The organism is Micromonospora sp. 4G55 (assembly GCF_016803375.1).
Window position 1 is genome coordinate 1 of record NZ_JAEVHN010000267.1, and the last position, 8,001, is coordinate 8,001.

7 protein-coding genes and 1 pseudogene are annotated in these 8,001 nt (G+C 71.7%); 5 read left to right on the forward strand and 3 right to left on the reverse strand.

Annotated features, from left to right (window positions below; all coding sequences use genetic code 11):
- The coding region (locus JNW89_RS20705; protein WP_238450160.1) for an integrase core domain-containing protein at positions 1-322 on the forward strand (322 nt) is incomplete at its 5' end.
- On the opposite strand, the gene JNW89_RS20710 is transcribed toward JNW89_RS20705, so the two are convergent.
- Positions 277-1,155: a hypothetical protein gene (locus JNW89_RS20710; protein ID WP_238450161.1), complete on the reverse strand. Its 879-nt coding sequence runs from the start codon at positions 1,153-1,155 to the stop codon at positions 277-279. The two genes, JNW89_RS20705 and JNW89_RS20710, sit on opposite strands and share 46 nt — an antisense overlap.
- 717 nt (positions 1,156-1,872) lie before the next feature.
- Between JNW89_RS20710 and JNW89_RS20715 the strand changes: the two genes are divergently transcribed.
- From JNW89_RS20715 to JNW89_RS20725, 3 genes are all read left to right on the forward strand, one after another.
- Positions 1,873-2,994: a hypothetical protein gene (locus tag JNW89_RS20715; RefSeq protein ID WP_375155123.1), complete on the forward strand. Its 1,122-nt coding sequence runs from the start codon at positions 1,873-1,875 to the stop codon at positions 2,992-2,994.
- A gap of 391 nt (positions 2,995-3,385) precedes the next feature.
- Positions 3,386-3,772 (forward strand): pilin, encoded by a 387-nt coding sequence (locus JNW89_RS20720; RefSeq protein ID WP_238450162.1) that lies wholly within the window; start codon positions 3,386-3,388, stop codon positions 3,770-3,772.
- Positions 3,773-3,774: 2 nt separating this feature from the next.
- Entirely contained in the window at positions 3,775-4,698 is a 924-nt protein-coding gene (locus JNW89_RS20725) for a hypothetical protein (protein WP_238450163.1), read from the forward strand.
- Between the two features lie 53 nt (positions 4,699-4,751).
- Here the strand turns inward: JNW89_RS20725 and JNW89_RS20730 are convergent, their stop codons facing one another.
- Together JNW89_RS20730 and JNW89_RS36860 are read right to left on the reverse strand one after the other, a co-directional pair.
- Entirely contained in the window at positions 4,752-6,791 is a 2,040-nt protein-coding gene (locus tag JNW89_RS20730) for a recombinase family protein (RefSeq protein WP_238450164.1), read from the reverse strand.
- Positions 6,792-6,939: 148 nt separating this feature from the next.
- Positions 6,940-7,278, reverse strand: a complete 339-nt coding sequence (locus JNW89_RS36860; protein WP_255541047.1) for a DUF5372 family protein — start codon at positions 7,276-7,278, stop codon at positions 6,940-6,942.
- Here JNW89_RS36860 and JNW89_RS20740 point away from each other — a divergent pair.
- Positions 7,197-8,001 (forward strand): annotated as a pseudogene (locus JNW89_RS20740) (PrgI family protein); the annotation flags it as partial. The gene JNW89_RS36860 and the pseudogene JNW89_RS20740 overlap by 82 nt on opposite strands.

Sequence of the window (8,001 nt, forward strand, 5' to 3'; positions counted from 1 at the left end):
GGTGATCTTTCACAGCGACAGGGGCAGCGAGTACACCTCGGCCGACTTCACCCGGGCATGCGCCCGATGGAAGGTACGCCAATCGATGGGCCGGGTCGGGTCGTGCTTCGACAACGCCGTCGCCGAGGCCACCTTCTCCACCATCAAGGTCGAGTACGTGCACCGCCGCCACTTCCGCACCCGTACCGAGGCCCGCCTGAAGATCGCGACCTGGATCACCGACTTCTACAACCGGCGCCGCCGGCACTCCGTCTGCGACTGGCGCTCACCCATCGACTATGAACGATCAGAGACCCGCGCCTTGGAGGCCCAGGCCGCATAACGGAGCCCTCCACGATCCGAGGGGATTGACAACCACCGCTGCTCGCCGGCCTGCCGGGCGAGGGTGAGCAGTTCCTCGTCCGTGACGTGGTAGACGAACGCGTCACCGTCGGTGTCGGCGGCGACGGCGACGACGATGTGCTGCAGGTAGCCCAGCCCGACCGCTGCGGCGGCGGTGGCGACCGGGGTGAAGTCCTCCGGCCCGGCGATGCTGGCCGGCACGGTGACGACGAGGACGAGGCAGCCACCGGGGCGCAGCAGGCGCGCGCACGCGGTCAGCAGCCACGCCAGCCGAACCCGGTTGGTCGCGTCGGCGGCGTCCAGGGGCCAGCAGGCCACGACCAGGGCGGTGGCCTCCTGCAGCGACGCGTCGTCGGGCACCGGGACAGCAGGATCGGTCGACGGTGGTAGGTCGGGGTCGGTGAGGTCGTCGCCAAACCAGGCGCTCAGGTCCCCTGGGTCGCCGTCGTCGAATGCGGCATCCGGGTTGTTGTCGTGGGCCGGCGGGGTGGCCGGTCCGATGATCAGGCTGGACGCGTCGGTGAACCAGCCGGGGTGGTGCCGGCGCCCGCCGGCCGCGCACGCGGAGGTCAGGGCGTGGTCGCCGGTCATGTCGACGACCGCCTCGCCGGGTCGGCTGTAGGCGGCGACGAGCCGGTAGGCCAGGCGGGCGCCGATGCTGCGGCCGGTGTCGGCGTCGGTGCGGGCGGTGCGCCACACGGTGACCGGGACCGGCGGGTCGCCGGCGACCAGGTCGATCAGGGTCGGGTCGACACCAGGCGGGTCGACGGGGTGGACAGGGTCGTGGTGGTGCTGCGGCGTGTGCTCGCTCATGTGGTGTCGGCTCCGCGCCGCGCCGTGATGCGCTGACACCCTCAAACCGGCGTTTGTCAGCTCTGACGGACACCCCCCGATCTGACGGCCCTCTGACAGCACCGCCTGCTGACCGCGGTGGCATCCATTGTCAGGCGCTCGAGGTGACAGATGCCGGGCCGGGTCAACGGCGACTGTCAATGGCACAGCCGCGTGGCCAGCGCTGTCAGAAGCCCTGCCCGCGCTAGGCGCGCCAGGACAGAAGCAACCGTGCGACCGCCGACGCGTCAAACGCTTCCCGTTCTGACAGGGGCTATGTCATGCCATCCAGTCGGCGTCGACGTGGGAGGGCGCGCGCTAATCACCTCGACGCCGCGACGAGATGTCACCGCGTCGCTGTCAGACGCTGTCAGACCGACAGCGTCTGACAGCACACCCGCCGCCAAGGCCGTCCCAGGCCGGGGTAACGCTCACTGAGTACCGTCGCGCACCGCGCCGCGTCATGGTCACGGCTGTCAACGCGCTGGTCACCGACGTTTGTCAGACCGCTGTCAGAGTCCCGCTGCTCGTGCAGGACGCGTGTCAGCCGCCGTTGTCAGACCGCGCATGCCATGCCTAAGCGGCGATGGGCTGCGCTGTCAGAGGTCCGTGAGGTCACCGTGGCGCAATAGGTGCCCCTCGTGCCGGGCGCGACACCCCGGCTCGTCATCCACGACCTTGTGCGACAGGAGTGTGGACATGAGCGTGTCCGAGCCCGACTGGCCCGACTCGCCGCTGGACGCCGTCGACGCGGCCTTCGCGGCGCTGACAACCGACCCCGAGCCCCTGACACTCGACCTCGACACGTTGGGACAGGACACGGGATTGCCGAGGGGTGTCATGGCACTTCCCGCGCTGCGCGATTGGCTCCTGGCCCACCCGCGCGCCTATCAGGCGCGTGACGCGGTGTGGCGGGACTTGATCCGCCGTGCCCGCCTCGACGGCCCGTCCTGGGTAATCGCGGCGGTGGCGATGGCAATGCCCGCGCTGCGCCGCCACGCCGGTGAGCTTCACGCCGGCTGGTCGGGTGACGCCGCTGACCTCGACGCGGAGATCCTCACCGGTTTCCTGACCGCCCTGCGCGACCGGGTCGACCTGGCCAAGCCCGCCCCGTACGCGGGGTTGTGCATGGCCGCGTGGCGGGCGGGGCACGAGCTGCGCCTGCGCACGGGCAACACGGTGCCGGTGGAGGACGTCGAGCACGTCACCGGCCCCCGCACCCCTCGCGTCCCGTACGGACACCCTGACCTGCTCGTGCGTCGCGCCGCCCGCCTGGGTCTGCTGGAGCACACCGACCTCGAGGCCTACATTGACCTGCGGTTGGGTGGGCGGGCGATCGAACCCATCGCCGCGCGTCTGGGCGTCAGCGTCGACGCCCTGCGCAAGCGCATGAACGGCATCGACGCCCGCCTCGCCGACGCCTCACCAGCGTCGTGTCCCCCGAGGCCCGCCAGTACCTGCACCGGCAGTCGGCGCACCGCACACGCATCCGCAACGGCCGGGCCTACCGTGGGGTCGACCCGGCGGCTCCGACAGCCAGCGCAGCCGGACGCTGACGTACCTGCGAGGCCCGACCGACACAGGTCGGGCCTCGCGCTTGCGCTGCCCCGCGCCGCGATGCGTCTCGTGCACGAGATGCGCCAGCCCGATAGCGGCTGGCGGCGACATTCCCTGGGCTCTGCCCCACCAGCAGAAGGGGTGCGCAGCAAGGACGAGTACCTCCGGCAAGGAAGTGTCGGCCCGCCGCGGCCGTCAACAGCCCCTGAGCAAGTCATTGTCCGCGCCACCCAGCGGCTCAAACCGCAGCCGTTTGCGTTGTGAGGTCCGTTGAGCTGGTGCTGTCAGATGTACCGGCGTTGGTGTCAGACCGGTGTCAGATGCGGGGGTGTCCGCCAGAGCTGACACACGCCGGTTTGAGGGTGCGGAACATCCCCCGCCGGTCCTGCACGAGGGGCCGGAGAGGGGTTCCGCCCGCCGCCGGGCCTCGAGGTTGGGGCCGACGCGAGCCGGGCGCCTCGGGTGCCGCGCCGTTCTGGTGCGCTGACACCTCACCGAATAGCCGCCACACCCGAAGGGGAGGACGCGCTCCTCCCGAGGCCTGTCGCGGCTCGACGACGCCCTGCCTCCCGCGCCCGGCGGCGGCCCCCTGACCGACGTTGCGACGCCCCACCCCTGCCGCTGGCCAGGAATGGGGCCGGAGGTGAACTGATCCATGTCCCGCATCCCGGCACGTATCCGTACCCTCACCCGCCACCGCATCGCCCGCCGGGCCGGCCGGGTCGCCGCCCTGACCGGCGCGGTGATGCTGCTGTTGTCCGTGCCCGCCGCCGCGCACGCCGACACCGGCGCGCCGGCGCACCTGGCGGCCAATTCACTGCCGGTCGTGATCGCGAACCTGCAGGCCTGGCTGATGGGCATCCTCGCCGCGGTGGCCACCCTGTTCCTGGTCCTGGCCGGGGTCTACTGGGCGACCGCCGGCGGCGACCCGGCGCAGGTCGAACGGGCCAAGGGGGCGCTGAAGAACGCCCTGGTCGGCTACGGCCTCGCCGTGCTCGCGCCGATCCTGCTGCAGGTCGTCCAGGGAATCGTCGGAGGCTGATCATGGGTTGGCTGCTCGATGAGATCCTGGACTGGCTGGCGACGGCGATCCTCGCGAGCCTGGACGCGCTGATTGGGGTGATCAGCAGCGCGCTGCTGATCACCCCGAACGTCACCGCCCTACCGCAGGTGCAGGCCCTGACCGGCCGTTCGGTCCTCGTCGTCGACACCGTCTTCGTCCTGGCCTTCACCGCCGCGGGTGTGCTCACCATGACCGCCGGCGGCAGCGAAGGCTCCCGCTACACCGTCAAGAACCTGCTTCCCCGCCTGATCGTCGGCTTCGTCGCCGCCCACTTCTCCCAGCTGTGGTGCGGCATGCTCATCGAGCTGGCCAACGCGCTGACCGCCGCGCTCACCACACCCGACGGGGACAGTGACGGCGCACTGCGCGCGGTCAAGACCCACATCACCGCCGGGCAGGACAAGACGGCAGCGCTGCTGTTCGTCGCCTGCGTCGCGATCATCGCCGTCCTGCTGGCCGGCACCGCGTTCAGCGTGATCGTCCGATTCGCCGTCGTCCTCGTCCTCACCGCCGCCGCCCCGCTCGCGCTGGCCTGTCACGCGCTGCCACAGACCGACGCGGTGGCCCGCCTGTGGTGGAAGTCCTACACCGGCACCCTCGCGGTGCCGGTCGTGCAGGGCTTCACCCTCTACGCCGGGCAGTGGATGCTCACCGACCCCGAGCATCTGCTGCCCGTGCTGGGCCTGCCGGTGGATCCGGGCGGAGTGCTGAACCTGTTCGTCGTGATGGTGATGCTGTGGACCACCCTGCGGGTGCCGACCCTGATGCGCCGCTACGTCACCACCGGCAGCAGCGGCCGCGGGGGCCTGAACATGCTCGGCGCGGCGGTGCGGGTGATCGTCGTGCAGCAGGTCACCCGCTCCGTTCCCGGGCTCGGCCGGGCGCTGAAGGCGGTAGGCCGATGAGCCGCCACGACGAGCCGCCGGAGTCGGGACGGGCGCGGATGCCGACGGTCGCTTCATACTGCCCTCTCTGCAGGTGTTGTTTGGATTGGGTTGAGCCGGAAGGAGGCCGCGACTTTGGCCTCGTAGACGGCTCGGGTTTGCGGGTCCCAGGGGATGCACCAGCGTCCGCTGGGGCCGCGCCGGGCGGGAACCTGTCCGTGGCGGAGCCAGTTGTAGACGGCGTCGGCGGGGATGCCTAGGTCGGCGGCCGCTTGTTTGACGCTGACCTCGCCGTCGCAGATGGCGACGGTGCGGGGGCCGGGGATGGTGTGGGCCTCGCGGACGCGGGCGACACCGGCCTTGGTCCACTGGTGGCCGCGCCCGGTGCGCAGGCCAGCGGTGTTGAGCAGGTCAGCGAGCTGCTCGCTGGTGTGGGTGGCGCCGTGGCGGTGGATCAGCTCGAGTGCGGTGGGCGGGGTGCGGCCGGGGCCGATGCGTTCGGCGGTGATCTCGTCGGTAGCGCCGGTGTGCCAACGGACCCCGATGCGGATGTCGTCTTTGTGTTGTTCGGGCAGCAGGGCGACATCGGCGATCAGGGTGCGCAGCAGCCGTTTGCGGTCGCGGGGCTGGGTGTCGGGGTGGTGCCAGAGCCCGGGCAGGTCAGCGGCGAGGGTGAGCAGCGCGTCGCGTTCGGGAAGGTGGGGTCGTGCGGCCCGAGCGGTCGCGAGGGCGGCTTCGGCGTCGGCCATGGCGGCGAGTTTGGCCTCCCATCTGGCTTCGAGGGTGCGGGCGACGAGCCGGTTCTCCGGTTCGACGTTCATGAACGCCCGCTCGGCTCGGTCGGTTTCGTATCGGGCGCGGTCGAGGGCGAGTTCCGCGGCGCGGTGGCTGCGGGTGAACCGGTTGGTCACCTCGTCGGCGGCCTTCAGCGCGAGGGTGATCTGTTCGGCGGTGACCGCGTCGAGCAGCAGCGCGGCCACCGCGTCGTCGACGGTGGCCACCGCGACCGCGCGACACAAGGTGGTGCGGTTGGCGTCGCGGACCTGGCAGAGGTAGGCGATGCGGTTGCCCTCGCGGTAGCGGGTGCCCATCCGGCCGCCGCAGACCCCGCAGAAGATGATCCCCTGACACAGCGCGGAGCCTTCGCGCGGCGGCCGGGCACCGCGCTTGGTGTTGCTGGCGGCCAGGTGAGTTTCGATCTCCAGGAACCGCTGCCAGCTGATGTAGCCGGGATGGTGGTCGGGCAGCAGCACGGTCCACTCGGCTCGGGGGCGGCGGATCCGGGTCGCGGTGACGTCGCCATCGGGGGTGACGGTGCGCTGGTCGTAGGTGCGGCCGTAGGCGTACGCGCCGGCGTAGACCGGGTTCTTGACCGCCTGCAGCACCCGCGAGTGGGTCAGCTTGCCCCACGTCAGCTGGCCGTCCCAGGCGCCGCCCCAGCGGCGTTGCGGGAACAACCGGCCGGTGGCGGCGAAGGCCCGCACGACGCCGACGGCCGAGCCGGTGCGCGCGAACTCGGCGAACAGATCCTCCACCGCCTGGCGGACCTGCTCATCGGGGTCGAAGATCACCTCACCGTCGTCGTGGACGTAACCGACGGCCAGGGGCGAGCGCAGCTCACCGCGCTGCGCCGCAGCCAGTTTCGCCCCGTGCAGCCGACCGGTGAGCAGGTGCAGCTCGGCCTCGCTCATGCTGCCCTTCAAGCCGAGCAGCAGCCGGTCGTTGATGTCGGACAAGTCGTAGACGCCATCGCCGTCGACCAGCAGCGTGTCGGTCAGCCGGGCCAGCTCGAGCAGCCGGGCGAACTCGCCCGAACGGGCCAACCGCGACACCTCCAGCCCGAAGATCGCGCCGACCTCGCCGCGGCAGACCCGGGCGACCAGCTCGGTGAATCCGTCGCGGTGCGACCCGAACCGGCCGGACACGCCCAGGTCCGCGTCCAGCACCAGCACCCCGCCCGGAGCCCAGCCCATCTCGACCGCGACCGCGGCCAGCCCGTACTGCCGCGCGGTGGACTCGGCGTGCTCGCGGACCTGCACCAGGCTCGACTGGCGCACATACACCACCGCCAGCCGGCCCCGGTGCGATGCCGTGATCTTCGTGTTCGCCCGCATCACCGGCCACACCGCGCAACCCGGCCAGCACCGACTCGACCATGTTGGCCACGGCCATGACCACCTCCCGGCGGTTGAAGCCGGCCACCAAGCCTCATCTCCGACCGCACCCGGCCGCCATGTCGTCCACTGTGCACAGCAGCGACGATCATGCCGGATCCTCCGCTCGCGTGGTTCGGCGGGCGGCCACCGCGTCGACGACCACGCGCGCAGCGGCCAAGCCCTCGACACCGAGCCGGGACGGACTCGCCTCCGGTCCGCGATCGGTCCACTCCTGCGGCAGCGTGATCCGGCGCTTCCCGCCGTCGAGCTCGCACGTGAACCGCAGACCCTGCCGCGTCCGCGCGGAGAACAGCACCGGCAACGCCTGCCCGACTAATGGATGGAAAGGGTGCGTAACCACCAATGAATCCAACGAAGAACTCCGACGCGGAGCTCTATAGAGCTCGTGTCCCCGCCGACGTCGACGCCCCCGACAAGGTCGCATACGGGCTGACGTTCCGGCAGTTGGCCATCCTCTGCGTCGCCGCCCTCGGCTGCTACGGCGCCTGGCGTGCCCTGCACCAGGTCGTGCCCGCGCCGGTGCTCGTCGCAGCGGCCGTCGTGATCGGCGGCCTCGTCTTCGGCGTCGCCGTGGGCCACCGCGACGGCCTTGCGCTGGACGCGTGGCTGCTGGCCGCCGCGCGGCACGGGCGTTGTCGACCACCGACACGACGTCGCCGACGCCGGACTGGGTGCAGGCCCCGAAGACGGTGACGCTGCCGGCGCCGCTGAGGCTGCCGCCGACGCGATCGACGACGGCGGGACCATCCGCCTCGGGCAGACGCGGGCGGCGATCGTGGCGGCCACCAGCGTCAACCTCGCCCTGCGCACCCGGGATGAGCAGGCCGCCCTTGTCGACACCTTCGGCCGGTGGCTCAACAGCCTGTCCACCCCGACGCAGATCGTCGTCTCCGCGCAGCCGGTCGACCTGCACTCCGCCGCCCGCGCCCTCGCCCAGACCGGCGCGCAACTGCCGCACCCCGCCCTCGCCGACGCCGCGGCCGAGCACGCCCGATTCCTCGACGACCTCGCCCGACAGCGGGATCCGCTGCGCCGGCAGGTCCTCATCGTCACCCGCACCACCATCGGGGAGCGGGGCGAGCACGCCGCCCCGCCGCCGCGCCGAGGACACCGCGCGCGCCCTGTCCGGCCTCGGCGTGAGCACCCG

Excerpts from the sequence above, each read along its gene's own strand:
- JNW89_RS20710 (WP_238450161.1), bottom strand. The coding sequence starts at position 1,155 with ATGAGCGAGCACACGCCGCAGCACCACCACGACCCTGTCCACCCCGTC.
- JNW89_RS20715 (WP_375155123.1), top strand. The coding sequence starts at position 1,873 with ATGAGCGTGTCCGAGCCCGACTGGCCCGACTCGCCGCTGGACGCCGTC.
- JNW89_RS20720 (WP_238450162.1), top strand. The coding sequence starts at position 3,386 with ATGTCCCGCATCCCGGCACGTATCCGTACCCTCACCCGCCACCGCATC.
- JNW89_RS20725 (WP_238450163.1), top strand. The coding sequence starts at position 3,775 with ATGGGTTGGCTGCTCGATGAGATCCTGGACTGGCTGGCGACGGCGATC.
- JNW89_RS20730 (WP_238450164.1), bottom strand. The coding sequence starts at position 6,791 with ATGCGGGCGAACACGAAGATCACGGCATCGCACCGGGGCCGGCTGGCG.
- JNW89_RS36860 (WP_255541047.1), bottom strand. The coding sequence starts at position 7,278 with ATGCGACCTTGTCGGGGGCGTCGACGTCGGCGGGGACACGAGCTCTAT.